This is a genomic window from Listeria grandensis (genome assembly GCF_014322885.1).
In the GTDB taxonomy this organism is placed as follows: Bacteria; Bacillota; Bacilli; order Lactobacillales; family Listeriaceae; genus Listeria_A; species Listeria_A grandensis.
The window spans coordinates 70,650-95,590 of sequence record NZ_JAASUG010000004.1; the positions used below are offsets into that span (position 1 = coordinate 70,650).

Genomic DNA, 24,941 nt, shown 5'->3' on the forward strand with positions numbered 1-24,941 from the left:
GAACTTCGCATGCTCCACGTGAACAAGTTAAAGTCGCTTTTTCCGCCGATTCTTTATTTATCGTCCATTTTCAAGATTGCCATGAAGGCTTCTTGTGGTACCTCTACGGAACCAATGGACTTCATACGTTTCTTACCTTCTTTTTGTTTTTCTAAAAGTTTCCGTTTCCGGGATACATCTCCGCCATAACATTTAGCCAATACGTTTTTACGGAGCGCCTTAATCGTTGAACGTGCCACAATTTTCGTGCTGATCGCTGCTTGGATTGGCACCTCAAACTGTTGCCTCGGAATGAGTTCTTTTAGTTTTTCAACGATGATTTTTCCGCGATCATAAGAGAAGTCTCTGTGTACAATAAAGCTAAGCGCATCGACTTTCTCATTATTTAGCACGATATCCATTTTCACAAGTTTCGATTCACGGTAGCCAATCAGCTCATAGTCAAACGACGCATAGCCTTTTGTACCGGATTTCAACTGATCGAAAAAGTCATATACGATCTCTGAAAGTGGCATTTCATAAATAACGCTCACACGGATATCATCGAGGTACTCCATCGTCATAAAGTTCCCACGCTTATTCTGCGCAAGCTCCATTACCGCACCAACATAATCATTTGGCACCATAATCGTTGCTTTGACATAAGGCTCTTCCACAGAATCAATCACACCTGGTTCTGGCATTTCAGCAGGATTATCAACAACCGCCTTCGAGCCATCTGTCAAGTTCACGTGATAAATAACGCTCGGTGCCGTTGTAATCAAATCAATGTTAAACTCCCGCTCAATCCGTTCTTGAATAATTTCCATATGGAGCAAACCAAGGAACCCACAACGGAAACCAAAGCCAAGCGCCTGAGAAGTTTCTGCTTCATATTGTAATGCCGAGTCATTTAATTCTAATTTTTCAAGAGCATCACGTAAATCATTGTATTTTGCTGAATCAATCGGGTACAAACCGCAGTACACCATCGGATTTAACTTCCGGTAACCAGGTAATGCTTCTGCTGCCGGATTGTTGGCAAGCGTAATCGTATCCCCAACACTCGTATCACTAACGTTCTTGATTGCAGCCGTTAAATACCCAACATCCCCGACCATCAATTGGTCTCTTGGTGTTGACTTCGGAGTAAATACCCCAACCTCAGTTACTTCAAATTCACGCCCATTAGCCATCATCCGAATCTTGTCGCCAGCCTTCACGGAGCCTTCCATCACACGAATATTCGCGATAACACCACGGTAGGCATCAAAAACAGAGTCAAAAATAAGCGCTTTTAACGGAGCATCAATATCTCCCGTTGGTGCAGGAATTTTTGCAACGACTTGTTCTAGAATATCTTCAATACCAATCCCTGATTTCGCGGAAGCAAGGACAGCATCCGATGCGTCGAGTCCAATCACATCTTCAATTTCCGCGCGAACCCGTTCTGGTTCTGCAGCTGGAAGATCGATTTTATTAATAACCGGCATAATTTCCAGATCATTATCGAGCGCCAGATAAACATTAGCAAGTGTTTGCGCTTCGATACCTTGTGCCGCGTCCACTACTAAAATAGCACCCTCACATGCTGCTAAACTACGCGATACCTCATATGTGAAATCGACATGCCCTGGTGTATCAATCAAGTGAAAGATATATGTTTCGCCGTCTTTGGCTGTATACGATAATTCCACCGCGTTCAATTTAATCGTAATACCACGTTCTCGTTCTAAATCCATCGAATCGAGCAGTTGCGCCTTCATTTCACGATGTGTGAGCGCATTTGTCATTTCTAAAATACGATCGGCAAGCGTTGATTTACCATGATCAATATGTGCTATTATCGAAAAATTTCTTATTTTCTTTTGTCTTTCTAGCATTTCTTCTTTCTTCATTTCTCCAGCTCCCGAATTCGAACTCATCTTATTAAAACGATGGCAAGCTAAGATAGATTATATCAGTCGCGCTCGCTATTTTCAATCACTTCCGACTTTTTTTACAAAAAAATAAATAAATTAGTAAAGTAATATTGCAATATCTGCTGTGTTTAGGTATAATAACATTTGTTCTAGTGTAATTTTGAAGGGTATGGTATATATTATAGATACTACCTCATAATTTTGGGCGGAGGTGAATGAAATGCCAAATATTAAATCAGCAATCAAACGTGTAAAAACAACTGAAACTCGCAACAGCCGCAACACATCTCAACGTACTGCGATGCGTACAGCTGTTAAGAAATTCGAACAAGCTGTAGAAAACAATGCAGACAACGCGAAAGATCTATATGTTGAAGCTAGTAAAAAATTAGACGGCGCGGTTAGCAAAGGTCTACTTCACAAAAACAATGCAGCACGCAATAAATCTCGCTTAGCTAAAAAACTAGCTAAATAATACGATTGTAAATCGCAAAAACATCGCACTGTCGTGTGGTGTTTTTTTGTTTGTCTAGGGACAGGAAACCCTAGACAAAACCCAACGATCACTTCACTTGTTTCTGCTTCTGGTCTTGTAACGAGAACAAAAACCATTCTAATTTCTGTGCTTTATCCCCGTAACCTGTCTTCATTTCATAATCCATTTCTGCCAACCTTTCGAGTGTTGCTGTCAATTCTTGATATGAAAAACTTTTTGCTTGTCGCGCACCAATTTTGACTCTAAATGGGTGAACTTTCAATTTTTGAGCAACCTGCTGTTGGCTGAAGCCTTGTTTTTCTAATAATTTAATTTGAGTCAGTAAACGGAATTGACTAGCAATCAGCGCCAATATTTTTATTGGCTCTTCTTTTTGCTTTAGCAGATCATAATAAATACTTAACGCCCCACTTATGTCTAGAGCGATCATTTTGTCGAGCAACAAAAAGATATTTTGCTCGAGCGATCGCACAACAAGTCCCTCCACATCTGAAACGCGGATTATACGCTCCTCTAACTTATAGAGCATTAGTTTATCTAGCTCATTCATCGCTGTTGTTAATTGGCCACCTGTCAGCTCTATTAATCGATCTGTCGCAACACTATCCATTTGAAAATCATTTGTGTTGCTGATTTCTTGCAACCATTTCTTTAACTCGGCCTCATTAGGTCGCTTAGCATCAATGACTGTCGCTTGCTTTTTTAGCAGTTTTGTCAATTTTTTTCGTTCATCTAGCTTTTCTACCCGGGCGATGATGACCAAAATGGAGTAATCTACTGGTTCATTCAAGTAATCTTCTAATCGTGCAGTCCGGTGCTCTATTTTACTCTTCGCCTTCTCCGTTGTCACAAAAGAAGGATTAGCCGCAATGATGAGTCGACGGTCACCGAAGAATGGTATTGTTTCAGCTTCCTCAATAACTTGCTCAATCGCCGTTTCATCTAAATCAAAATTGGCATAATTAAAATCAGTATCTTCTGCATCTAAAATATTGGCAACCAGACGCTTCTTTGTTTCGTTGATAATATAGTCTTCTGTTCCAATAATCAAGTATACAGATGCAAATTGTTTTTTCTCTATCTTCTTCCATTCTGCAATCATGATTCGTCCTCGCCTTCTCAATAATATCTCTATCCATCGTAAATCAAGAAGACATATTTCGCAAGTGCTAAATCATTCTAAGCCAAAAGTAAAACCTTTTGAAAAAGTATATATTATCTCTCCTTGTAAATCCGTACGGTAGATGGTTGTATTTGCTTTTTCTAGCGTTTCTAAAGTTTCTTCTCGCGGGTGTCCGAAGCGATTATTCAGTCCGCAAGAAATGATAGAGATTGTTGGTTTTACCTGTTCGATAAAGGCTGGTGTCGTAGATGTTTTGCTGCCGTGATGCGCAACTTTTAAGATATCAGCCTTTATTAATGGGTTTTCGAGTAATGCGAGCTCCGTTTCCTTCTCAATATCTCCAGTAAATAGCCATCTTTTATTATCTAGAACCGCTGTTATGACAATGGAATCGTTATTACCACCTTCGCCTTTTTGTATAGGGCTAATAACTTGAAACGCAGCATCCCCTTTCATCCAACTATACCCTGCTAATACAGCTTTTCGAGGAATCTTTGGGAGTGCTTTTAAGGCTTTTTGCATAATGCTTTTTGTTTCTCCACCTTCTGCATAGACTAGTTCTTTGATATGCATAGCTCCGCCGACATCAATCAGTCCTTCCATGTGGTCTGCATCACTATGCGTCACAATTAACTTGTCTAGTGTCGAAATCCCATTCGCTTTTAAAACGGGCGTCACGATGTTCTTTCCAACCGAAAATGGCTCTTTTCTTTCTGCCCACTGCTCTTTTTCAAAAGCCATTTGGCCACCTACGTCAATGACATAATTGCCCTTATTCCAAGGAAGTTGAATCAGGACGCTATCTCCTTGACCAACATCAATAAATGACACTTTTCCCGTAAAATTAAACGTGCCTAAAAAAAGGCATATACATACAGGGATTAAATAACGATATGCTTTTCCTGTTTTCTCCCATTTGTAAAAGAAAAAGAAAGTGAGCATAATGAGCAATAACAACGAAATATTGCTAGGCCTGCCTGTAATCCAGGTTGTAAATGGGATTTTTTGTAGCAAGGTGGCAAGTGCTTCAGATACGGTAACAGCTACTTTCATCATAGTGGCTGGTATAGTGAGCATGATTGGCATTAGATTCATGAAAAATATTGCTAGAAAACTAAGCGGCAAAAGAATAAAGGTAAATAGCGGTACATATACGATATTTAGAAATACACCAACAATAGAAAATTCATAGAAATGGTAACTCATGATCGCAATTCCAGATACGGTAGAGATCAAGGAGATATAGAGGGAATTTAGTAGAGTAGAAGACGTCTTTCGCATGATCTTTCGCCCTGATAAAATAATTGCAAAAGAAACAGCATAAGAAAGCTGAAATCCGATTTCGAAGACACAATATGGATTGAATAAAAAGACAAAAATAAAGCTAAAGCATAGCGCTTGAAGCGATGTAACTCGAACTGGTGATAACCTTCCAGCCATTAAGCAAATTGTCATAATTGCAGCACGAACAACTGGTGCATTGCCGCCGGTCATGAGGCAATATAACGGCAATAAACAGATCATCATGATGGCCGTTTTCTCAATTTGAAATCCTAGACGGCGTAGTACTAATAAAAATCCGGCAACAATAAGATTAACATGTAACCCAGAAATAGCCAATAAATGAACTACTCCCAAGCGTTGATAGCTTTCATAAACCGATGTATCTACATAAGATCGATCGCCGTAAACAAGTGATGCTACATACGGTGATATTTTATTATCCATTTCTGCATCTATTTTTTCCAATTGATTTTTCCGAAAATTTTTCAAAGTGTGGAGCCATGTGGTGCTTTTCGAAGTCACTGGTTGGATCATATTTGCTTTGAGTAGCCAGTGAATGTGCTTCCTATACAAGAATGCTTGGTAGTTGAATTGGTCTTGATTCCGATTCTTTTCTGGTGCTTCTAATTCGGCATTGACATGTAGCTGATCACCGTATTTCAGCTTTTTAAGCGCTTGTTGCTCTTGTTCACTTGTAATTTTGTAACTTAGTTGAAATCGTTCATCTTGATATACCACTTGTGCTCGAAAAGCATCGCCATCAATTACGATACCATCGCTTAAAGTGACTACAGCTTCCAGTGCACCAGCTTCATGCTGCGAACGGTTCTGACTATCTGCAAACCAGAAAAAAACGCCTGCTACAAGCGTAAGGCTGAAAAAAACTACTAGCTTAGAACGCTTAAAAACGAGCGAAATAATCAGTAACACGCCAAGTAACAGGAGGGTTTTCACCGAGATAAAAACACATATTACAGCGAGGATAATAGCGATTGTTGCCGTCAAAAATAGACGCTCTATAATCCTCACCTCACTTTATTTCAAAAATTGTTGTCGCAGCCTATCTTCTAGATGTAAAATGGTCTCTTGTGAAACGTCTTCTTGTTGTAAAACTTCTTGCACAGTCTGGATAACGGTCTGTTCCATCTGAGCCGTATTGTTTAGCACGTGTTCATCGAAGGGCACTTTTTTAATAACGACACCGGCACGCTCAAAAAGCTCAATCGCATAAGGATGATTTTTATAGTCTTTCGCATAATAAACCGCTTTAATCCCTGCTTGTATAATGGATTTACAACAAGCAACACAGGGAAAATGTGTGACATACATCTCTGCATTATCAGTCGATGCGCCAAATTTAGCACATTGAAGTATCGCATTCATTTCGGCATGAATCGTACGAATACAATGACCTTCCACGACGTAGCAGCCCTCTTCATCACAATGATCCCCACCAGCGATCGAACCGTTATATCCACCTGCAATAATACGTTTATCACGAACAATTGTTGCTCCGACCATAAGACGTGTACAAGTACTTCTAGAAGATATTAGATGGCTTTGCGCCAAAAAGAATTGATCCCAAGCTATTCTTTGCATATTTGTCGCTCCTTTAAAGGTTGATGCTTTAAGTATATGCTTTTCGAATTCGCCTCGTCAACAGCTTTATCACTCGACTGTAATATGTTCGCTTAATCGTTCTACTGTTTTCGCACCAATTCCTGACACTTTCGCAAGGTCTTGAATGGTCGTAAATAGCCCTTCTTTTTCGCGGTAGTCTACGATAGCCTGTGCCTTGACCGCTCCGATTCCCGGAATGGTTTGTAGAGCCGTAATATCTGCTGTGTTGATATTTATTTTTTGAGTATCACTACTAGTGGTTGTGTCCGATCCCGCCGTTGTTACTGGTTGTAGTCCTTCTTCCCCTACTTTCCCAGCGTAAATAACCATTTCATCTGTTACTTTTTGCGCCATATTAAGGAGCCGCACATCAGCTTCTGGAGACAATCCTCCTGCTTTTAAAATCGCGTCCTTCACACGGCTATCCGCTGCCAATTCATAGACTCCTGGCTTGTTAACAGCCCCTTTCACATCTACAATCAGCTTCTTGTTTGCAGCGATTTCGGGTGTTTTCTCCGCTTTTGTTGTAGGCTCCTCTTTGGCTACAACGGATGTCGGCGCAACAGGTTGTTCTTCTTGATCTTGCGCAAAAAAGAACAGACCAACAGCAACTAATAACACACCTATACCAATGATGTATTTCTTATATGCTTGCCATTTCTCCATCATATTTATCACCTGCCTTTAGTATTTATATTCGCTCTTTCTTCCATTTATCCTTTGTTGTCGCAATTTCCCTTCCAACATAAAAAAAGAGAAATGACAGGTAAAAGTCATTTCTCGCATATGAAAAAGATTCTTTCGCTTGTTTTTGTGGGTTCAAAATCCGTAAAATCAGCGCAAATTTTTATTTTACTAAATCCAGCATCATGGATCGCTTTTTGGTACCATTCCACAGGATACGTACGTTCTTTATGTAATTCATCGTATCGATGATAGCTTCCATCTAAATTTTGTTTAAAAAACGTCAGCTCATGTTCCACTGAATGAGGAAACTCACCTTCGAAAGAGTTCCAAATACAAGAAATTTCTTCGTCGCTATCCCCATAACTATAATTTTTAAAAAGATGATCGATTTTGTAAACAGAATGGACATCAAATAAAAAAGCACCATCCGCTTTTAGGTTCTTGTAGACGCTCAGCAGAGTACCATGCACAGCTTCCTCGGTTTCTAAATAGTTCAATGAATCGCAAAAGCATGTGACCAAATCGTAGTCGCCCAGTTGCTCCATTTCCGACATGTCTTGTTGTAACAATAATATCGAGACATCTTCTTGAAATGCTTTGTCACTCGCCACACTCAGCATTTCTTCTGACAAATCAACGCCTGTCACTTCGAAGCCACGCTTAGCCATACGTACAGCAAGCTCAGCAGTCCCACAAGCGACGTCAAGCACTTTTCCACCTTTACTCGGTAAATAAGGCGTTGCGAAGGTAAACCAGTTGTCGTACAGCTCCTCGTCCATCAGAGCGTCATAGAAATTTGGAAAATATTCATAACTCATATGTAATTTCTCCCTTCGTAACAAAAAGTCTGGGACATAACTCAAATAAACCGGCGACAGGCTCTCGCATTTGGGGGATTTGGCGGACTTACCGCTTAACTTCTCACATGGTCGGAAAAACTACTCCCTCCCTATTGTCAGTCAGCATGTATAGTCACACACTAAATTTTTGGCTTACACCAAATCCCCTGAATACAAAAGCTCTCGTTCGATTTGCGACTAGCAAAATTCACGTCCTACCCGAAAAGGTGGGATTCGTGATTTTTTGCTTATTTTGTCAAAAAATGAGGGTTTGTCCCATTCTCCTTCGTTTTAATTATATCGTGAAGGCTTCGCGTACATCTTCTAACGGAGCGTCTCCCCAAAGTTTTTCTAAATTATAGTAGCTACGTTCGTCTTTATGGAAAACATGGACGATCACATCGCCCAGATCAAGTAAGATCCATTTAGCAGCGTCAAAGCCTTCTAAACGTTTGATATCTACGCCATTTTCATGCGCTTGTTCTTTAATCTCTTGGGCAATAGCTTGTACTTGTTTGTCGGAATTACCGTGACAAATGACGAAATAATCGGCAAATGCGGATAGCCCTTGCATATTTAACGCCAGAATGTCCTCTGCGCGCTTGTCGTCCGCCGCTTTTGCGGTTAACATTAATAAATCATGACTTTTCAATAGTTATACCTCACCTTCAAATTGTAAACGTGCAAAATAGTTGTAAGCTTCGAATGTATCTGGAAAAATGGGTTGTCTTTTCGTAACTAAAAACGTGATTGTATTCGACAAAGCAAATAGCATAGCGTTATCTAAAGAATCAAAAGAAAGTCTGCGAGCTTTGTATACGCCTGGAAATGAGCGATTTGGTTCTGTGTAGTCTGCCAAATACAGAATTTTATCCAATGTGCTCATCGCTGCGTTACCAGTTGTATGACAAGCGATGGCACTTAGGATAACCTCGTCCTCTACACCAAATTTTGTTTTCGCGAAAAACGCGCCAACTGGTGCATGCCACAATTCTTGATTGTACGTAAACAGTTTCGGATCCATTTTTTGCTCCACCATGATGCCCATCATTTCTTCTTTGTTCATGTATTTTGCATAATCATGTAAAAGAGCTGCTGTGCTTGCTTGATCGCGGTCAATTTTGTAATGATCAGCAAGTTCTAGCGCTGTTTTTTCGACGCCAAGCGTGTGGATAAAACGTTTCTCTGGCATTGCTTCTCTCAGTGCTTCCAATACTTCTTCTCTATTCATATAAATGATGCTCCTTTATATACTTGCTTACTCGATTTGGAACGTAGTAGTCGATCGGCAAACCGGCTTTCAAACGTTCCCGCAACATCGAGGACGAGATATCCATCGCTGGAACACGAATCTCCGCAATAGCATAGAGCGCATCCCCATCGTAATGAGGTCGATTAACGCCAACAAAGTTCACAAGTTTTATCAGTTCATTAATATGATACCACTTCGGCAAATATTCAACCATGTCTCCGCCAATTATAAAGGAAAAAGCGGCATTTGGAAACTCCTTTGTCATTTCAATCATCGTATCAAACGTATAAGACTTACCAGATCGGCGCATTTCGCGATCATCCACTTCAAAAAAAGGATTATCTGAAATAGCGAGTTCGATCATTTTTAATCGATTGGCGTTGCTTGTAAGCCCGCTTTCTTGTTTGTGCGGGGGAATCGCATTCGGTAAGAAAATAATTTTCTCAAGGCCGAGTTTGATGCGAGCTTCGTTCGCGATTATTAAATGGGCGTGATGTGGCGGATCAAACGTACCACCTAAAATACCTATTTTTGCTTTCAAATTCAGATACACCTTCTTAGGGCAGTTGGATTTGTTTTTTATTTTTTGACTCTTTGTAAAGAATAATCGTGCGACCGATAACTTGGACGACTTCGGAGCCAGAACGCGCACTGACCATTTCGGCAACCTCTTCTTTTGGTTGCTCGCAATTTTGTAAAATCGAGATTTTGATTAATTCGCGAACTTCAATGGCTTCTGCGACGTGTTTAACCAAATTTGGCGATACCCCACCTTTTCCAACTTGAAAAATGGCGTCGATATCATGAGCTTCTTTACGTAAAAAACGTTTTTGTATATTCGTTAGCATTATTTTCCTCCTATTTCTTGCAATACAATGTTTCGCATGAGATTGCGGTCTGCTTCTATTCCTGTCCATAATTGGAACGCAATCGCTGCTTGGTTGACGAACATCGGTAGACCATTTTGAATCGTGGCACCGCGCGATTTCGCCATTTTTAAAAATGGTGTTTCCGCAGGATTGTAGATGATATCGGAAACAATGGCTCCAGCAGTTAGGTTATCTAGTGTGATCGGAAGTTCTGCGTTCTCTTCTGTGAGCCCAGCTGAGGTGGTCTGAATAACGATTGTAAAAATAGCGAGATTCGCTTCGGCCTCGGATAAACGCATGGCTTGATGTCGCGTCCCCGCCACCATTTTCTCTGCTTTTTCTACTGTTCGGTTCGCCACCACAATATTGGCTTCTGTATGGTGAGAAAGTGCTTGAAATATCGCCTTGCTTGCACCACCAGCACCAAGTACTAAAATTTGATCGGCGTTTGTAATCGGTCTAATACTCCTCAATCCTTCTAGGTAACCGGCACCATCCGTATTGTAACCCGTCCAGCGACCGTCTTTTACAACGACCGTATTTACCGCAGCACAAGCTTCTGCTTCAGGATCAAGCACATCTAAAAACGGAATAATCGCCTCTTTGAACGGGCTTGTAATATTAAAACCACTGATACCAAGCGCCTTCAAGCCTTGAATAGCGGCAGTGAAGGTTTCTTTTGTTATTAAAAATGGAACGTAACTTGCGTCCAAATGGTTCTTTTCAAGCAAAGCAGTATGCATAACGGGCGACAACGAATGCGCAATCGGGTTTCCGATGACACAATATAACTTTTTCATAGGCGCGAAAGCCTCCTTATACAATTGAGCGACGAATGCTGACGTTAACACCTTCTGGAACCCAAGCAGTCACTTTTGCGCCGCCTTCTAGGACGGTGATCCAACCTAGTCCCGAGAAAACGATATCGGCTTTTTCTTTGACCGAAAAAGTGTAAGGAACAAGCTTCGGCAAAGTCTCGATATCCGCTTCACCCGGTGGTTGTAGCAGTTTCCCGGCCTGTGTTTCATACAGGTGATCGGCCTTTTCGAGCTTCGTTCGGTGAATCATCAGATTATTAGACGTGTAGACAACAAAAGATCTTCTACCACCACTTGTATAGTCAAATCGTGCTAAAGCGCCAAGGAAAAGTGTTTGTTCTTCGTTAAGTTGAAATACGACAGGTTTGATTTCTTTTTTCGGTGATACGATTTTGAGTGTGTTAGCATCGATCACGTGCGCGATTTGGTGATGGTTGATAATTCCCGGAGTGTCTACAAGAACACTACCATCTGAAAGTGGAATTTCGATTTTATCCAGTGTTGTGCCTGGGAATTGCGATGTCGTAATCACATCATTTTCCCCCGTCGCAACTTTAATAATCCGGTTGATAAGTGTTGATTTCCCAACATTCGTACAACCGACGACAAAAACAGCACGACCCGCGCGCTCTTCTTCAATTTTCTCAAGTAAGGCGTCAAAGGAATGTCCTTTTTCCGCGCTCACTAGCACGCAATCCGTGGGTACTAGGCCGAGTTCGCGAGCACGACCACGCATCCACTGCGTCAACCGTTCGCGTTTCAATGATTTAGGCAACAAATCAGCCTTATTCCCGACAAGCAAGACCGGATTATTCCCGACAAAGCGGTGCAAACCTGGCAACCAACTGCCGTCAAAGTCAAAAATATCGACCACGTAAACGATCAGCGCTTGTTTTGTCCCTAATTGGTTTAATATTTTTAAAAAATCATCATCGGTCAGCGGCACATCTTGAATTTCATTATAATGTTTCAATCGGAAACAACGCTGGCAAATAATATCTTCTTTCTCAAGTGATGATTCTGGCGCGTAGCCTGGTTTTGTTTTATCGGTTGTTTGAATCACGGCTCCACAGCCAATACATCTTAGTTCTTCGGTCACAGAGAATCCTCCCATTTTAATTCTGATTTTTTAGCTAGTCTCTTTAAAATAATGCGCTCCATAAAGCGATTAAACTTCGTTGCAAAGCCATCTGTGTCTTTTACTGGTCGCACAAAGATGGTCGTCAATTTTTGGCGGTTACCACCGAATATATCTGTCATAATTTGATCGCCAATCATCACTGTTTCCTCCGGCGTCGAGCCCAGATCCTTCAGCGCTTTTTGAAACGAGGTAGAAAGCGGCTTTTTCGCTTTTGCTAAATAAGGAATCTTGGTTGCGATAGCCACACGTTTCACACGTTCTTCATTATTATTAGATACGATCATAACTTTGATGCCTTCTTCTTCTAAAACACGAAACCAGTTGGAAATCTCATCGGTTGCATCCAATTGATCCCAAGCGAGTAACGTATTGTCTAAATCTGTTAATACCGTCGTTTTCCCCATTTTTCGCAATTGGTCCGCGGTAATACCAAATGGCGATGTTAACATTTTATCCGGTGAGAAATTTTTTAGCAAAATAGGCACCTCTTTTTATTTAATTGGTTAAAAAGCGAATTTGACATCGTCCAGCTATACGCTAGGGCAGTCACACTTACATCTAATCCTTATAAATTTTAACATCTTTCTGCTTATTTTACAAAAAAATCTGTGATAAGTGCTATAATGAAGTGGAAAATACCGAAATCTAGGGGGATTATTATGTCGAAAAACTATGCTTTAATCTGGGATTTAGACTCGATTTATTCGGGTGGCAGTGGCTCCGCGGCGCTCACCGAAACACTTGCCGACACAACAGAAAAAATAGCATTATTTAAACAAGCGGTCAGTGATTGGCCGATTCCTGAAAATAAAGAAGATGTAAGCGAATTTTTACTGTTAATCAATCAAAATGCCGTGATTACAAAACAACTTATGAACGCAGCTGCTTTTCTCGAGTGTCTCTCATCAGCAGATACGCGCGATTTGAAAGCTGTCGAATTAACCGGCGACGTCTACCGACAATTATCGGACTTAGAAACGATCGAAAATGAGTGGCATGAGAAATTCGCCCTCGTTCCTGATGCGCGATGGACTTCCCTGCTACAAGAAAATGGCTTGGATGAAATCGCCTTCGTCTTAAATGAAGCTCGCGACAACCGTAAGAAAAAAGGAACGCGCGAAGAGGAAGCGGTCATTAATGCGCTAAATGTGGACGGCTATCGTGGTTGGTCTGATCATTATGATACAGTAGTTGCGACTATTCGTGTGCCTGTTGTCATCGATGGGGAAGAAAAATTGGTCTCCGCCGGTCAAGCCTTGAATTTATTAAGCCATCCTGATCGAGCCGTTCGTGTCGCTGTTTTTGAAGCGTACGGAAAAGCATGGCAGGAAAAATCTCAACTATTTAGCGATACGTTAAACCATTTAGCCGGTTTCCGCCTTGCTGTTTACCGTACGCGCGGATGGGATAATGTCTTATCTGAACCCTTAGATATCAACCGTCTTGACGAGAAAACGTTGACAACAATGTGGGATGTCATCGAAAGAAACAAACCAACTTTTGTATCGTTTTTAAATCGGAAAGCCAAACTATTTGGCATCGAAAAATTAAGTTTCCATGATGTTTTTGCGCCACTTACCCTAGATTCCGAACCGAAAAAATATACGTACCAAGAAGGTGCCGATTTTATTTTGACACAGTTCGCAAAATTTAGTCCTAAAATGGCAACGTTCGCCAAACATGCATTTGAGCAGCAATGGATTGAGGCGGAGGATCGTGATAATAAGCGTCCAGGTGGGTTTTGCACAGACTTCCCGGAAGAGAAAGAAAGCCGTATTTTTATGACATATGATGGCGCTCCTGGAACTGTTGCCACACTGGCGCATGAGCTAGGACACGCCTTTCATTCCCACGTCATTCGCGAGGAACCGTTCGAAAACACCAACTACGCCATGAATGTAGCCGAAACCGCTTCTACTTTTGCTGAAATGATCATTGCAGATGCGTCTGTGAAAGAGGCTGCAACAAAAGAGGAAAAAATTATTCTTTTGGAAGATAAAATTGGCCGGAGCATCGCCTTCTTCATGGATATTCGCGCTCGGTTCCTATTCGAAACACGTTTCTATGAAGCTCGCAAAGAAGGAATACTATCTGCTGATCGCCTGAATGCTTTGATGGAAGAAGCCCAGCGTGAAGCCTATAAAGACGCGTTATCCGAATACCATCCACAATTTTGGTCATCTAAATTGCACTTTTACATTGCCGATGTGCCATTTTATAATTTTCCGTATACGTTCGGTTACTTGTTCTCCCTTGGTATTTATCACCAAGCACTTGCAGAAGGAAGTAGCTATGAAGACAAGTATGTCGCCTTATTGAAAGACACCGGCGCGATGACAACCGAACAACTCGCCCAAAAGCATCTTGATATCGATTTAACGAAGCCTGATTTCTGGGAAAGTGCCTTAGAAATTGCAGTCGGAGATGTGGAAGAGTTCCTTGCATTAACAAATGACTTGGTTTAAATAATGAATGCCCGCCGATTCTCAATATCTAAATCGGTGGGCATTTTCAAATACCTAGCGTTACAATTGTTCCAACAGCTTCACGATACACGCAGAAGAATTTCTCGCTGCCGTCACCAAAAATTCGTCAAAAGAAACACTAGCCTCACTATCCGCAACATCTGAAAGCGCACGAACAATCAAAAATGGTACATCAAACTGATACGCAACTTGGGCAATCGCGCAAGCTTCCATTTCTACCGCTTTGACCTCCGGGAAGAATGTCGTAATCAGCTCTCGTTGATCTGGGCGGTGAATGAAGGAATCCGTTGTCACCACAAGCCCGTATACCGCCTTATTTCCTTCCGAAAAATTTTCTTGGTAAATTTGCTGTGCTATCCGCATCGTCGCGTCATCGCCCTGATAGAGCGCCGGCATCTGTGGTACTTGCCCATATGTATAACCAAACGCGGTTGCATCCACGTCGCCATATGCTAAGTGGTCGGAAATAATCACATCCCCAACCTCCAAATCAGCCCCAATACCACCAGCAGATCCTGTATTAATAATTAATGAAATATCATAATGATCACACAATAACGTCGTCGACAGCGCTGCATTTACCTTACCAATTCCCGATTTCAGCAAAACGATCTCTTTGCCAGCTAGTTCACCCACATAAAAAACCGCTCCTGCAATCGTTGTCTCCACACGCTTCGTCATTTGATCACGTAAAATCGTTACTTCTTCTTCCATCGCGCCAATAATCGCTATTTTCTCCATTCTAATGTACCCTCCCATTTAAAAAACTGTGCTTCGAAGGGATCATCATCCAAAGCACAGCATCTTCTAATTTCTCTTATCATTTGTTTTCAGTTCTTCTACCTTCGTTGGTTTCCAGCCTTCGCCATCTACCCAAGTAATATATACGCGGAAAGCTGTATCTGGGTCTGATTTGGTTGTAACAGTCCCAATCGATTGCGTGGCTGGGTCTTCACCGCGACCTACATACCAAATAGTCATATCACCCTTGTCAATGCCCGTAGCTTTCGAAAATGCGTTTACTTTTTCTTCCCAATCCTGACTCTTCATTTCATAGGAATTCACGTGATCACCATTTTGCTCCGTTCCAACAGGTTTCCAATCTTTTTTGATAACTTGTGACACATTGGGATCATCACTTTTTTCCGTCGTCTCTTTTGGTTTTTCGGCCTCTTTTGGCTTCGTATCGTCCTTTTTCGCCTCGTCTGCCTTTTGTGTTTGCTCCGTTTTTGGTTTTGTTTCTGTCGGCTCTTTCGAATCATCAGCCGTTAAAAAAAAAACAAGCCACAAAACACCAACAATTGCTAAGCCAACTAATATAATAAGTACATTCAATGTAATGCCTGTTCTTTTATGCTTGCTATTATGCTCCGAACGTGATGCCTCTACTTGATTTTCGGCAATGCGTCGCTGCTCATCCTTTTGTGATTTCTTGTCCATTATGCCACCACCTTACATCTATCTGGAGAAGCGAGAATGGCTTATTTTCGTCGTTAAAGGCTCCGTTCCAGTGCTCACATACTCCAGTATGCTCCGCCCTGGTACTCCCCTTTGCCTAGAATCTAAGCCATTCTCGCTTCCCCAGAGGTTTTGCGTTACTTCCTTGTTTTTCGGTTTTTCCTTGTTGGGAAACTTTATCTCCCAGACTGCAAGGCAACCGGTTCTCCTTATGTTAAGCGCTAATTTTTGTGATCTTGACGTTCATTTCGCCACCTGGTGTTTGGATCGATACTTCGTCGCCTTCTTTGCAACCTAATAGTGCTTTTGCAATCGGTGAGTCGTTGGAGATAAGGCCTTCGAATGGATCTGCTTCTGCACTACCAACGATTGTGTACGTTTCTTCGTCACCATTTGGTAGTTCTTTAAAAGTAACAGAATTTCCTAGCGCTACCTCGCCACTCATCGCACTTGCATCAATGATTTGGGCGTTTCGGATCATGTTTTCAAGCGTTGTAATGCGACCTTCTACGAAAGCTTGCTCGTCTTTTGCTGAATCGTACTCGGAGTTTTCCGAAAGATCGCCGAAACTACGGGCAATTTTAATACGTTCTACGACTTCTTTACGCTTTACTGTTTTTAAATCAGTTAGTTCATTTTCTAATTTTGCTTTACCTTCTAATGTCATTGGGAATACTTTTTCTGTAGCCAAATTCTTTCTCTCCTTCATCATTATGTTATTTAGAAAAGTACGGAAAGTTTTTGCCTCCCGCACCTCAACATGTATTTACTTTACGCCTGAAAGATTAACACGATTATCAGGAAATGTCCAGCAAATTTTTGTCCAATAGTGAAATTTTATCTTAATTCACGTGTAATTACAAGTCGTAGCGTTGTATCATCGCTTTGTTTCTAGAATTGCAGCTACTTTTGTAGTCATTAAATCGATGGCAACTTTGTTTTCGCCGCCTTCTGGTATGATAATATCAGCATACTTTTTTGTTGGTTCAATGAATTTCTGATACATCGGTTTTACCACGGTTAAATATTGCTCAATCACAGATTCCATCGTCCGGCCGCGCTCGTTTACATCACGAACCATCCGTCGCAAAATCCGAATATCGTCGTCTGTATCCACATATACTTTGATGTCCATTAGATCGCGTAACCGCGGATCTTCCAAAATTAAAATACCTTCCAAAATGATAACTTCTCTCGGTTCTTGGTGTATAATTTCGCTCGAGCGTGTATAAAGTTCGTAATCGTATACGGGTTTATCAATCGCCTCATAATGCAATAGCTGCTTTACATGACGAATCAAAAGATCTGTATCAAAAGCGAGCGGATGATCATAATTCGTTTTTAAACGTTCTTCAAAAGCCATCTCAGCTTGGTCGTTATAATAAAAATCTTGTTCTAACATCAAAATCGAATGCCCTGTGAAATGATCATAAATCGCTTTGCTGACACTTGTTTTTCCCGAACCGCTACCTCCCGTTACACCAACTACTATCGGCTTTTTCTTCATCAATTTGTGCCTTCCTTTCTGCGACTAATCGCAAGGCCATCCCCAAGTGGAACAGTCGTCGTAATGAAATCTGGATTTTGTAAAAGCCAATCATTAAACTCGCGCATCTTTCTCGAAACACGCTGTTTCTGTTGCGCTCGTGGGGAATCGTGCAATGCCAACCCTTTGAAAAGTACATTATCACTATAAATCACGCCATTTGGTGCTAATTTATCGATATATACATTAAAAAACTTGGCGTACTGCGCTTTAGCTGCATCGATGAAAATCGCATCAAAATTCTCTTTCTCTAGTACGATCGAACTGTCTTCTAAAGCATCCATGAGCAGCACCTCAACCCGATTCTCAGCGCCAAAAGCCCGCACATTATGCCATGCTCGCTCATAACGAACTGGATCGCGTTCCATTGTAACGATATGTACATCCGGCAAGGCATCTGCCATTCGAAGCGCGGAATAGCCAATCGCCGTTCCTATTTCTAAAATCCGCTTAGGTTGCTGAATTTGCATAATCTGTAACATGAAATGCATCGAGTCGACTTCCATAATTGGTACTTCATTTTCCTTTGCATAAGCTTCCAATTCCATGAAAAACGGCTTGCGTTCTGGAATATGTGAAAGCAAGTAATTATGAATTAACGTATCATTCACTGCTCTAAATCCCCTTTAATAGAGCAATGATAAGCGCCTGCCCCCCGCGCCCTATTCCAGACGAAAGACAAACGCTTATCATGCTATTTATTGATTGTTTGTAATGTGCTCTTCTTTCAATTTGTTATGTTCTTCCAACGTTTTTGAAAAGTACACTTGACCCGTTTTTTGATTCGCTAAAAAGTAAAGGTAATCCGTTTGTGCTGGATGTAAAGCGGCTTTCATCGATGTTTGACCGCTATTAGAAATCGGACCCGGTGGCAAGCCTTTATTTTTGTAGGTGTTATACGGTGAATCGACCTTCAAATCCTGATACAACGTCCGCGATTTATGTTTGCCTAATGCGTAAAGAACGGTTGGGTCGGTTTGCAGCGGCATGTTTACTTTCAATCGATTGTAGAAAACACTCGAAATTTTGTTGCGATCCACATTGGCCGTCGCTTCTTTTTCTACGAGAGAAGACATGGTCAAGAATTTATGCACCGACATCTTTTGCTTGGTGCGCTCTGCTTTATATGGTTGAATGTTTGTATCTGTTGCTTGAACCATATCTGATAACATTGTTTTGATATCCGTTTTATCATTATATTCATAGGTTGCTGGATAGAGATAGCCTTCCAATGGATGCTTAATGTTTGCCGCTAAGACATCATTCGTTACAGTATCTGGATATTTTGTGATTAATTCGTTAATAAACGCCTTATCGTCCATCGTTTTTAAAATATCTTCCTTTTTCAAGGTTGGTTGATAGTTGACCATGCGATCGGCAATTTGATCTAGTGTGTAGCCTTCTGGAATAATAAGTTTAGATGGCGCAATTACTTGTCCTTTTTTCAACTCATTCACCACCTGCTCCACCGTCATCGATGGACTTAATTTATATTTCCCGGCTTTTAAGTTCGTTTCGTTTTTATATTTTACATAGTACGTAAAAATCATACTGCTATTAATGACATTGTTTTCTTCGAGGATATCTCCAATTTCCGATATTTTGGAGCCTTTAGGAATATTGACAATCACTGATTTTTGACTCGCGGCATCAAGCGCCTGGAGTTGTGAATTAACGTAAAAATAGCCCCCGACAGTGAGTGCAACCAATACCACGGCTATACTTGAGATAATAATCGTGATCATCTTGCTCTTGGATTTTTTCATATTTAAACCTCTTTCATTCGTCTCTAAAAAACATTACCTAGTCCATTATAACGGTAATCACTACTAGAGTTCAACTAGATTATAATAAAAATATAAATTCGTGACGTTTTCGACAAATTTGGCTATAATGAGAACTGTAATTAAACGGTTGAATTTGAAGTGAAAGAAGGCTATCTATGTTACATTCTATTGTTGAAGCATTACAAAATTTTGTCATGACCTTAATCGACCTATTCGGGCACTGGGGAATCTTCTGGGCCATGGTAATCGAGAGTGTTTGTATCCCGCTTCCAAGTGAAGTCGTTATGCTCTTTGGTGGCTTCATGGCAGAAGCTGGCGACTTAAATTTCTGGCTTGTCGTCTTTGCAGGAATTTCCGGAAACCTCGTTGGCTCTCTTATCGCTTATTATATCGGAAAATTTGGTGGGCGAGCACTTGTTTTAAAATTCGGGAAATATATTTTCTTAAATGTAGGACATCTCGACCTGGCAGAGCACTGGTTCCAGAAATATGGAGCATCTGCAGTATTTTTCGGACGTATTTTACCGGTCATTCGTACCTTCATTTCTCTTCCAGCAGGTATCGCCAACATGAATATTTGGAAATTCGTCATATATACCATTTTAGGTTGCATTCCATGGAACATCTTCCTAACATACTTAGGCTACAAATTAGGCGCCAATTGGAGCGTGGTCGAACAATACACCCGTCCAATCAGCTACGCCATGCTCGCACTTTTAGTCGTGATTGTGGTATATTTGATCGTAAAAATAGTCAAAAAACGTAAAACTGGCGTAGAAAAAATGAAAGAAGACGGGCGATAGGGCACTGGGCTAGTGCTTACCGCTCGTCTTCTTTCTTCAAGTTAGAATAACCTATTTTCAAACGCAAGACCTCAGAGGCGCTTTGAACGATTTATTCAGCGTCTTCGTCTTCTAAAAACGTCGCCAATACTTCTTCGATCATATCCCATTCTTCTTCTGTTTCTACAGGCTTTAATTCGCCTTGCGTCCCATCTTCATTTTCGATGAATGAAGATGCTTGTAATTCAATTTCTTCTTCGTCTTCCGCGCTTTCAGGATAATAAAGTACGTATGATTTCTCAAACTCTTCGGAATTGAACGAGAAAAGAACCGCGTAAAGCTCCTCGTTACCATCTTCGTCTACTACTGTTATATGTTCGTGATCATGTTCATGATTTTCTGTCATAATGGACACCTCTTTTTAATTAATTATTAGAATCTAAATAAGATTGCAATATCATCACGGCTGCAAGCTTATCGATGACTTTCTTACGCTTTTTACGACTAACATCTGCTTCTAGTAAAGTTCGTTCTGCAGCCGCAGTTGTTAGACGCTCGTCCCATAGTACAACGGGAACACCAACGCGATTTTCAAGCACTTCGGCATACTTTTCAGAAGCTTCGGCGCGTTCACCAACCGTGTTGTTCATATTTTTTGGCCAACCGACCACAATTTTTGTGACACCGTATTCGGCTACAAGTTCTTTCACGCGATCGTAACCGAATTGCTTAGCGCGTTCATTTATTGTGATTGTCTCAATGCCTTGTGCGGTCCACCCCAGCTCATCACTAATGGCTACACCAACAGTCACCGAGCCAACATCTAATCCCATTGTTCTCATTTGTCACCAATCTTATTGTTTTTTAGGTATGCCTTTACTAATTCTTCAATAATTTCATCACGCTCTAGACGGCGGATCAAATTACGGGCGTCATTATGGCGCGGAATATAGGCTGGATCACCAGAAAGTAAATAACCAACAATCTGATTAATCGGATTATATCCTTTTTCTTCCAAAGCGACATAGACTTGCCCCATCAGAATTTTTACATCTTCTTCAATAGAATCATCGCCAAAACTATAAAACATTGTTTTATCAGAAGCCATTTTGATCAGCACCTCTTTTCCATTGTTATCACTATTGTCCACATTTCATTTTACACTAAGTCGCGGAAAATAACAAAGAAGATGCTGACCCAATTATTTAAAGTTTTTGTTGTCTAATCCGAGCATGACTTATAACGCCAAACATTAGCGGAGCTTTTAGTGATTTATTGTTGCGCTGCCACCCATTCTGTTACGTAAGCCAAAGCCCCCGCAAGTTTCTCTGGATCTTTCCCTCCAGCTTGAGCTGTATCTGGGCGACCACCACCGTTACCACCGCAACGTGTCGCAATTTCTTTTAATAGTTTACCAGCGTGATAGCCGTCTTGAATTAAGTCTTCGGAAACAGCAGAAATCAGGCTCACTTTGTCATCATGTGCCGCTCCTAGAACGAGGATCCCGCTTGCTTTTGTTTCTTTCCAATTATCCATATATTGGCGAAGTTGGTTCATGTCTTTCGCATTTACTTGTTTTGCGATGACTGGTACGCCACCAACTTTCTCAGGATTGCTGAAAATATCTGCGCTCGCTGCACTTGCAAGTTTTGCCAATAAGGATTCGTTTTCACGTTTTAATTCGCGCATTTCTTGATGCAATTGTTCGACCTTTTGTGGTGATTCTTTCGGTGTTGTTTTTAGCAAGTGCGCCGTTTCTTTCAGATAGTGTTCTTGTTGATTTAAGAAACGGTAAGCTGATTCGCCTGTAACGGCTTCGATACGGCGTGTCCCTGCTCCAATACCACTCTCAGAAATGATGTTGAAAAGACCGATTTCGGATGTGTTTTTCACGTGCAAGCCACCGCAAAGTTCAATGCTGTAGTCACCGATACGAACGACGCGGACAACATCGCCATATTTTTCACCGAATAGAGCCATCGCGCCAAGTTCTTTCGCTTCTTTAATTGGCATTTCTTTGATGTCAACAGTGAGTTGTTCCCAAATTTTGCGGTTAACAGCGTGTTCCATTTTTTGCAGTTCTGCTTCGGTAATTTGGCCGAAATGGGAGAAGTCAAAGCGTAAACGGTTCGGTTCTACGAGCGATCCGGCTTGGTTGACATGCTCGCCCAAGATATCTTTTAGAGCCCGGTGAAGTAAATGTGTTGCAGTATGGTTTTTTACGATGCCACGACGGGATCCTTGGTCTACATGGAGCGTCACTTGATCGCCTTTGTTTAAGCTACCTTCTTCAATGCGGACTTCATGAATATTTTGTTTGTTTGGCGTTTTTTGGACGTTCAATACCGCTGCGCTAAAACCTGATTTTTTAATGGTTCCTTGATCAGCGATTTGTCCACCACTTTCTGCATAAAATGGTGTTTCTTTGAAGATGACTTGTACTTTTTCACCACGTGATGCGCTTTCTGCTAAGCTGCCTGATTTGATGATGTAAAGTACTTCTGTTGCAATCGATGTTGTTTCATAGCCAACAAAAACGCTCTTTTCAGTCAAACTTGTTAGAAGTTCTGTTTGAACGCTCATAGATTTAACGTCTGCACGAGCACTACGCGCGCGATCACGTTGCTTCGTCATTTCTGCTTCAAAACCAGCGTGATCTACCGTTAAACCATTATCTTCTGCATATTCTTCGGTTAATTCCACGGGGAAACCGAATGTGTCATAGAGTTTAAAAATGTCGGCACCACTCATTTGACCAGAATCTTTTGCAGCAGCCATCATTTCTTCTAAAATAGCCAAGCCTTCATTTAGCGTCTCGTGGAATCGTTCTTCTTCGGTGCGCACAATTTTTTGGATGAAATCGGTTTGTTTCTCTACTTCTGGGTAGTAGCTGTTCATGATTTTACCAACGACAGGCACTAATTTGTACATAAATGGCTCGTTGATATTTAGGTTTTTAGCGTAGCGAACGGCACGACGCAATAAGCGGCGCAACACATATCCGCGACCTTCATTCGATGGCAAGGCGCTGTCACCAATGGCAAATGCTACTGTACGCACATGGTCCGCGATAACTTTAAATGCTGTGTCCGTTGCAGGATCTTGACCATATTTTACACCAGAAATCGCCTCTACTTCACGAATAATCGGCATGAATAGATCCGTTTCAAAGTTGGTTGGTGCGTCTTGAATGATCGAAACCATACGTTCAAGCCCCATCCCAGTATCAATATTTTTCTTTGGTAGTGGCGTGTATGTGCCATCTGCATTGTGGTTAAATTGCGAGAATACGAGGTTCCAAATCTCTAAGTAGCGCTCGTTCTCGCCGCCTGGATATAGCTCTGGATCGGTCGTATCGTTACCATAAGCCTCCCCACGATCGTAAAAAATCTCACTATCTGGACCACTCGGACCCTCGCCAATATCCCAGAAATTGTCCTCAATCGGCACAATATGATCATCCGTCAAGCCAACTTTTTCCTTCCAAATCGTCTTCGCTTCTTCATCTTCTGGATAAACGGTAACGTATAATTTGTCAGGATCGAAGCCAATCCATTGTGGGCTCGTCAAAAATTCCCAAGCCCAAACAATCGCTTCTTCTTTAAAATATTCACCGATTGAAAAGTTGCCTAGCATTTCAAAAAATGTATGATGGCGGGCAGTTTTTCCAACATTTTCGATATCGTTTGTACGGATCGATTTTTGGGCGTTCGTAATACGTGGATTATCTGGAATCACACTTCCATCAAAATATTTTTTCAGCGTTGCAACTCCACTGTTAATCCATAATAAGGATGCATCATTGATTGGTACAAGCGGCGCACTCGGCTCCACTTTATGGCCTTTTTCCTGGAAAAAATCAAGGAACATCTGTCTTACTTCAACACTCGATAATTGTTTCATTGTTATTCCTCCTTTTGGTTGGCGCGAGCATGGATACAAAACAAAAAGCCTCATATCGTCTCGCAATACAGGGACGAATATTTTCGCGGTACCACCCTGTTTGCAATGATATAAGACTTGATCATTACCTCTTTAGAATCCTTAACGCGGAAATAGACGAAAAATAGTTTAATAAACGTGAGTTAGCACAGAAAACGCCTGCTCGTTTGTGTTCTTCCAGCCAATGGAACACTTCTCTTGGAAACGCGCGTACTTCTTTAGGCTCACACTATTTTTAATTGTATGATACTTGAAATTATAAAGGATACGGCGGGTTCTTGTCAATTATTAATGAATTGACACAAATAATTGTGCGATTTATAATAAGTGCGCATACATAAAGCGCAGGCGGGAACGTACGGCTTGCTTATCAAGATACGGGCAGGATGCCTCTCACTCTACTTTTTTATTTATTTGTAGCGACACACAATTGTAAAACAACCACTCACAGAAATGGATTTAACGAAAGGAGTTGATTAAATGACAAAATATTGGATTGGTGTTGCGTCTGCAGATCATGTGGAGCTGGGCGTTGCGGGCGGATTTTCGCAGTTATGCCATGGCAAAGAAGCACCGCTGAAACGGATGAAACCGGGAGATTGGTTGGTTTATTATAGTCCCAAGCAAACGCTCGGAGGGGTCGAGAAACAGCAATGTTTTACGGCAATCGGGCGTGTGAAAGGTACAGAAGTCTATCCATTTGCGATGAGCGAAACGTTTGTACCTTATCGTAAAGATATTGATTTCTTTCTGGATGCCAAGGCGATTCCGCTGCATGATATCTCCACTTTAGATGCATGGCAAAAATACCGTTCCTCTCTTCGCTATGGTCATTTTGAAATTGATAAGGCGTTCTTTCTTATTCTTGCGGAGAAAATGGGATTGCCTATGAAATATGAATCGTGAAAGG

At 41.3% G+C, this 24,941-nt stretch carries 26 protein-coding genes and 1 pseudogene; 4 read left to right on the forward strand and 23 right to left on the reverse strand.

What is annotated here, in order from left to right; all coding sequences use genetic code 11:
• Positions 1-53: 53 nt before the first annotated feature.
• Entirely contained in the window at positions 54-1,877 is a 1,824-nt protein-coding gene (gene lepA, locus HCJ54_RS06880; protein WP_036065126.1) for a translation elongation factor 4, read from the reverse strand.
• A 244-nt stretch (positions 1,878-2,121) separates the two neighbouring features.
• On the opposite strand from lepA, the gene rpsT reads away from it, so the two are divergent.
• A complete protein-coding gene (gene rpsT / locus HCJ54_RS06885) occupies positions 2,122-2,376 on the forward strand; it encodes a 30S ribosomal protein S20 (protein WP_036065130.1) in 255 nt (84 codons plus the stop codon).
• 88 nt (positions 2,377-2,464) lie between these two features.
• On the opposite strand, the gene holA is transcribed toward rpsT, so the two are convergent.
• The 12 genes and pseudogenes from holA to HCJ54_RS06945 all read right to left on the reverse strand — a co-directional run bounded on the left by holA (position 2,465) and on the right by HCJ54_RS06945 (position 12,506).
• Positions 2,465-3,499: a DNA polymerase III subunit delta gene (gene holA / locus HCJ54_RS06890; protein ID WP_187137116.1), complete on the reverse strand. Its 1,035-nt coding sequence runs from the start codon at positions 3,497-3,499 to the stop codon at positions 2,465-2,467.
• A gap of 72 nt (positions 3,500-3,571) precedes the next feature.
• A complete protein-coding gene (locus HCJ54_RS06895; RefSeq protein ID WP_187137117.1) occupies positions 3,572-5,809 on the reverse strand; it encodes a DNA internalization-related competence protein ComEC/Rec2 in 2,238 nt (745 codons plus the stop codon).
• A gap of 155 nt (positions 5,810-5,964) precedes the next feature.
• Positions 5,965-6,403: pseudogene (locus tag HCJ54_RS06900) on the reverse strand (ComE operon protein 2); the annotation flags it as partial.
• A gap of 69 nt (positions 6,404-6,472) precedes the next feature.
• Positions 6,473-7,093 carry a ComEA family DNA-binding protein gene (locus HCJ54_RS06905; protein WP_036065138.1) on the reverse strand — a complete coding sequence of 207 codons (621 nt, stop codon included), beginning with the start codon at positions 7,091-7,093 and terminating at the stop codon, positions 6,473-6,475.
• A gap of 104 nt (positions 7,094-7,197) precedes the next feature.
• Complete coding sequence (locus HCJ54_RS06910) at positions 7,198-7,929, reverse strand: class I SAM-dependent DNA methyltransferase (protein WP_187137119.1); 732 nt, start codon at positions 7,927-7,929, stop codon at positions 7,198-7,200.
• Positions 7,930-8,245: 316 nt separating this feature from the next.
• Entirely contained in the window at positions 8,246-8,602 is a 357-nt protein-coding gene (gene rsfS, locus HCJ54_RS06915) for a ribosome silencing factor (protein ID WP_187137120.1), read from the reverse strand.
• A gap of 3 nt (positions 8,603-8,605) precedes the next feature.
• Positions 8,606-9,181, reverse strand: coding sequence for a bis(5'-nucleosyl)-tetraphosphatase (symmetrical) YqeK (gene yqeK, locus HCJ54_RS06920; RefSeq protein WP_187137121.1), 576 nt, complete (start codon positions 9,179-9,181; stop codon positions 8,606-8,608).
• On the reverse strand, positions 9,174-9,743 hold the full coding sequence (locus HCJ54_RS06925) for a nicotinate-nucleotide adenylyltransferase (RefSeq protein ID WP_187137122.1): 570 nt from the start codon (positions 9,741-9,743) through the stop codon (positions 9,174-9,176). Before HCJ54_RS06925 ends, yqeK begins: the two co-directional genes overlap by 8 nt.
• Positions 9,744-9,759: 16 nt before the next feature.
• On the reverse strand, positions 9,760-10,050 hold the full coding sequence (yhbY, locus tag HCJ54_RS06930) for a ribosome assembly RNA-binding protein YhbY (RefSeq protein ID WP_185409123.1): 291 nt from the start codon (positions 10,048-10,050) through the stop codon (positions 9,760-9,762).
• Entirely contained in the window at positions 10,050-10,871 is an 822-nt protein-coding gene (gene aroE / locus HCJ54_RS06935; protein WP_187137123.1) for a shikimate dehydrogenase, read from the reverse strand. The genes yhbY and aroE overlap by 1 nt, the downstream gene beginning before the upstream one ends.
• 16 nt (positions 10,872-10,887) lie before the next feature.
• Entirely contained in the window at positions 10,888-11,988 is a 1,101-nt protein-coding gene (yqeH, locus tag HCJ54_RS06940) for a ribosome biogenesis GTPase YqeH (RefSeq protein WP_187137124.1), read from the reverse strand.
• A complete protein-coding gene (locus HCJ54_RS06945; RefSeq protein WP_185409126.1) occupies positions 11,985-12,506 on the reverse strand; it encodes a YqeG family HAD IIIA-type phosphatase in 522 nt (173 codons plus the stop codon). The genes yqeH and HCJ54_RS06945 overlap by 4 nt, the downstream gene beginning before the upstream one ends.
• Positions 12,507-12,689: 183 nt before the next feature.
• Between HCJ54_RS06945 and HCJ54_RS06950 the strand changes: the two genes are divergently transcribed.
• Complete coding sequence (locus tag HCJ54_RS06950) at positions 12,690-14,495, forward strand: M3 family oligoendopeptidase (protein ID WP_187137125.1); 1,806 nt, start codon at positions 12,690-12,692, stop codon at positions 14,493-14,495.
• A gap of 60 nt (positions 14,496-14,555) precedes the next feature.
• On the opposite strand, the gene mtnN is transcribed toward HCJ54_RS06950, so the two are convergent.
• From mtnN to mltG, 6 genes are all read right to left on the reverse strand, one after another.
• Positions 14,556-15,257: a 5'-methylthioadenosine/S-adenosylhomocysteine nucleosidase gene (gene mtnN / locus HCJ54_RS06955; protein WP_187137126.1), complete on the reverse strand. Its 702-nt coding sequence runs from the start codon at positions 15,255-15,257 to the stop codon at positions 14,556-14,558.
• Positions 15,258-15,323: 66 nt separating this feature from the next.
• The gene (locus tag HCJ54_RS06960) at positions 15,324-15,956 is read right to left on the reverse strand and encodes a YrrS family protein (protein ID WP_187137127.1); all 633 of its coding nucleotides are present in this window, start codon (positions 15,954-15,956) and stop codon (positions 15,324-15,326) included.
• A 232-nt stretch (positions 15,957-16,188) separates the two neighbouring features.
• On the reverse strand, positions 16,189-16,665 hold the full coding sequence (gene greA, locus HCJ54_RS06965; protein WP_036065297.1) for a transcription elongation factor GreA: 477 nt from the start codon (positions 16,663-16,665) through the stop codon (positions 16,189-16,191).
• A 186-nt stretch (positions 16,666-16,851) separates the two neighbouring features.
• A complete protein-coding gene (gene udk, locus HCJ54_RS06970; RefSeq protein ID WP_187137266.1) occupies positions 16,852-17,481 on the reverse strand; it encodes a uridine kinase in 630 nt (209 codons plus the stop codon).
• Positions 17,481-18,131 (reverse strand): class I SAM-dependent methyltransferase, encoded by a 651-nt coding sequence (locus HCJ54_RS06975; protein WP_187137128.1) that lies wholly within the window; start codon positions 18,129-18,131, stop codon positions 17,481-17,483. Before HCJ54_RS06975 ends, udk begins: the two co-directional genes overlap by 1 nt.
• Positions 18,132-18,218: 87 nt before the next feature.
• The gene (mltG, locus tag HCJ54_RS06980; protein ID WP_187137129.1) at positions 18,219-19,286 is read right to left on the reverse strand and encodes an endolytic transglycosylase MltG; all 1,068 of its coding nucleotides are present in this window, start codon (positions 19,284-19,286) and stop codon (positions 18,219-18,221) included.
• Positions 19,287-19,462: 176 nt separating this feature from the next.
• On the opposite strand from mltG, the gene HCJ54_RS06985 reads away from it, so the two are divergent.
• Complete coding sequence (locus HCJ54_RS06985) at positions 19,463-20,110, forward strand: DedA family protein (protein WP_185525219.1); 648 nt, start codon at positions 19,463-19,465, stop codon at positions 20,108-20,110.
• A gap of 91 nt (positions 20,111-20,201) precedes the next feature.
• Here the strand turns inward: HCJ54_RS06985 and HCJ54_RS06990 are convergent, their stop codons facing one another.
• From HCJ54_RS06990 to alaS, 4 genes are all read right to left on the reverse strand, one after another.
• Positions 20,202-20,495 carry a DUF1292 domain-containing protein gene (locus HCJ54_RS06990; protein WP_036065163.1) on the reverse strand — a complete coding sequence of 98 codons (294 nt, stop codon included), beginning with the start codon at positions 20,493-20,495 and terminating at the stop codon, positions 20,202-20,204.
• Between the two features lie 19 nt (positions 20,496-20,514).
• Positions 20,515-20,931 (reverse strand): Holliday junction resolvase RuvX, encoded by a 417-nt coding sequence (ruvX, locus tag HCJ54_RS06995; RefSeq protein ID WP_036065165.1) that lies wholly within the window; start codon positions 20,929-20,931, stop codon positions 20,515-20,517.
• Entirely contained in the window at positions 20,928-21,197 is a 270-nt protein-coding gene (locus HCJ54_RS07000) for an IreB family regulatory phosphoprotein (RefSeq protein ID WP_036065166.1), read from the reverse strand. The genes ruvX and HCJ54_RS07000 overlap by 4 nt, the downstream gene beginning before the upstream one ends.
• A 164-nt stretch (positions 21,198-21,361) precedes the next feature.
• The gene (alaS, locus tag HCJ54_RS07005) at positions 21,362-23,992 is read right to left on the reverse strand and encodes an alanine--tRNA ligase (protein ID WP_187137130.1); all 2,631 of its coding nucleotides are present in this window, start codon (positions 23,990-23,992) and stop codon (positions 21,362-21,364) included.
• Between the two features lie 519 nt (positions 23,993-24,511).
• Here alaS and HCJ54_RS07010 point away from each other — a divergent pair.
• Complete coding sequence (locus tag HCJ54_RS07010; RefSeq protein WP_187137131.1) at positions 24,512-24,937, forward strand: EVE domain-containing protein; 426 nt, start codon at positions 24,512-24,514, stop codon at positions 24,935-24,937.
• Positions 24,938-24,941: the final 4 nt, after the last annotated feature.

Bases quoted from the DNA above. Each gene is read 5' to 3' on its own strand.
- lepA (WP_036065126.1), bottom strand. From the start codon at position 1,877: ATGAAGAAAGAAGAAATGCTAGAAAGACAAAAGAAAATAAGAAATTTT.
- rpsT (WP_036065130.1), top strand. From the start codon at position 2,122: ATGCCAAATATTAAATCAGCAATCAAACGTGTAAAAACAACTGAAACT.
- holA (WP_187137116.1), bottom strand. From the start codon at position 3,499: ATGATTGCAGAATGGAAGAAGATAGAGAAAAAACAATTTGCATCTGTA.
- HCJ54_RS06905 (WP_036065138.1), bottom strand. From the start codon at position 7,093: ATGATGGAGAAATGGCAAGCATATAAGAAATACATCATTGGTATAGGT.
- HCJ54_RS06910 (WP_187137119.1), bottom strand. From the start codon at position 7,929: ATGAGTTATGAATATTTTCCAAATTTCTATGACGCTCTGATGGACGAG.
- yqeK (WP_187137121.1), bottom strand. From the start codon at position 9,181: ATGAATAGAGAAGAAGTATTGGAAGCACTGAGAGAAGCAATGCCAGAG.
- yhbY (WP_185409123.1), bottom strand. From the start codon at position 10,050: ATGCTAACGAATATACAAAAACGTTTTTTACGTAAAGAAGCTCATGAT.
- aroE (WP_187137123.1), bottom strand. From the start codon at position 10,871: ATGAAAAAGTTATATTGTGTCATCGGAAACCCGATTGCGCATTCGTTG.
- HCJ54_RS06950 (WP_187137125.1), top strand. From the start codon at position 12,690: ATGTCGAAAAACTATGCTTTAATCTGGGATTTAGACTCGATTTATTCG.
- mtnN (WP_187137126.1), bottom strand. From the start codon at position 15,257: ATGGAGAAAATAGCGATTATTGGCGCGATGGAAGAAGAAGTAACGATT.
- HCJ54_RS06960 (WP_187137127.1), bottom strand. From the start codon at position 15,956: ATGGACAAGAAATCACAAAAGGATGAGCAGCGACGCATTGCCGAAAAT.
- udk (WP_187137266.1), bottom strand. From the start codon at position 17,481: ATGAAGAAAAAGCCGATAGTAGTTGGTGTAACGGGAGGTAGCGGTTCG.
- mltG (WP_187137129.1), bottom strand. From the start codon at position 19,286: ATGAAAAAATCCAAGAGCAAGATGATCACGATTATTATCTCAAGTATA.
- HCJ54_RS06985 (WP_185525219.1), top strand. From the start codon at position 19,463: ATGTTACATTCTATTGTTGAAGCATTACAAAATTTTGTCATGACCTTA.
- HCJ54_RS06990 (WP_036065163.1), bottom strand. From the start codon at position 20,495: ATGACAGAAAATCATGAACATGATCACGAACATATAACAGTAGTAGAC.
- ruvX (WP_036065165.1), bottom strand. From the start codon at position 20,931: ATGAGAACAATGGGATTAGATGTTGGCTCGGTGACTGTTGGTGTAGCC.
- HCJ54_RS07000 (WP_036065166.1), bottom strand. From the start codon at position 21,197: ATGGCTTCTGATAAAACAATGTTTTATAGTTTTGGCGATGATTCTATT.
- alaS (WP_187137130.1), bottom strand. From the start codon at position 23,992: ATGAAACAATTATCGAGTGTTGAAGTAAGACAGATGTTCCTTGATTTT.
- HCJ54_RS07010 (WP_187137131.1), top strand. From the start codon at position 24,512: ATGACAAAATATTGGATTGGTGTTGCGTCTGCAGATCATGTGGAGCTG.